Origin of the sequence: Pseudovibrio flavus (assembly GCF_009711345.1) — a bacterium.
In the GTDB taxonomy this organism is placed as follows: Bacteria; Pseudomonadota; Alphaproteobacteria; order Rhizobiales; family Stappiaceae; genus Pseudovibrio; species Pseudovibrio flavus.
On sequence record NZ_SMMA01000050.1, the window covers coordinates 1 to 1503 of the forward strand.

General features: G+C 51.0%; 1 protein-coding gene. It reads left to right on the plus strand.

Features of this window, described 5'->3' with window-relative positions; translation table 11 throughout:
* Positions 1–66: 66 nt before the first annotated feature.
* Positions 67–1503: hypothetical protein (locus E1162_RS02600; protein ID WP_257098603.1), on the plus strand; the 1437-nt coding region annotated here is incomplete at its 3' end.

Consider the following 1503-nt stretch of genomic DNA (forward strand, 5'->3'; position numbering starts at 1 on the left):
AAACCTAAGACAACTTTTAGGCTTTACCGAATACTGGCCAAAACCCTCAAAATTTGGCCAATTCTCATGTGCTTCACCGCTAAAAAAATCGCTCTTTTATCATCCACCGCCCTGCTTGGCACATCTTTGCTGCTGGCTAGTTCCATCATGCTGCCAAGCCTTTCTGAAGCGCAAGCGGCAGACTGTACCTACGTAGACGGCGATGCTGCAAAGCCGGGCTGCTTTTATGATGGGACCGCAGACAGCACGATCAAGCCAGATGCAGGCGGGTATCTTATGCCGAGTGCCCTTAATAATAACAAGGTCACCGTTACCGGCGCTGGCACCACCGTCGCAAAAGACGCTTACGGCGGATTTTCAGGAAAAGGCATAACCGTAGCAGGCAACAAGCTGATAATTGAAGCCGAGGCCATAGTCACAGGAATTGCAAACGGTGGGAATAGCTCCGGCGGCACAGCCACTGACAACACAGTAACGGTAACCGGCGCAGGTACTGAAGTAAAAGGCCTCACCATCGGCGGCTGGGGCGAAAGTGCCAACAACAACACAGTTAACGTTGAGGCTGGCGCTACAGTAAGCGATGTTTTTGGTGGCTCCTCACATAATGGCGACGCGACGGGCAACACAGTAAACATCACCGGATCAAATACTGCCGTTAAGTCTGGCGTCGCTGGAGGCTCAGATTCTGGGGAGGGCAGGGCCTGGAACAATGCAGTAACAATTTCTGAAGGTGCACAGATTGGCGGCGCCGTTACTGGCGGCAACATAGTCAGCGGCGCAGGCGAGAGCTATGCCAACACGGTTACAATCTCCGGCCGCGGCACGGTTGTTTCGGGCAATGTCATTGGTGGCAAGACCAATTCCGGGAATACTTTCGCCACCTTTAATGGCAAAGTAGTCGGCAACTCCGTAATCATAAGCGGTGGCACCATAAACGGTGAGGTTATCGGCGGCGTATCCTCTGCAGGAAATGCAAAATACAACACTGTCACCATTTCTGGCGGCATACTTCACTCCGATATCTACGGTGGCAAGACAGACGCAGACGCGGCTACCTGTTCAAACTGCTCGGCGACAGGCAATACCGTTACCTACAATGGTGGAATGATTAGAGGCAACATCTATGGCGGCCAAGCCAAAGCATCTCTAGATCAGGTGAGGGGCAACACCTTAAATGTCCAATCCAAGCTGACAATGCAAAGCGGAAAAACAGTCGGCAATTTCGAGACCTATAACTTCCACATTGGTTCAGATGTGTTGGCTGGGAACACTATGCTCCAAGTCTACGGAACTGAAGTTGACCTGAATTCCGGCAACGTTAAATCTAAAGTGAACATCACCAGCATTGCCGCTGATACATCGCTGAGAGAAGGCGATATAATTACCCTGATCTCAGATACTAAAAATGCCGATAAAACGATTATCGAAGGCGTTGAAACCCCAACCGTGGGTAACCCGACGACGGCAAGTGTAGAGAGCGGTATCAGCACCATCTATGAGTTT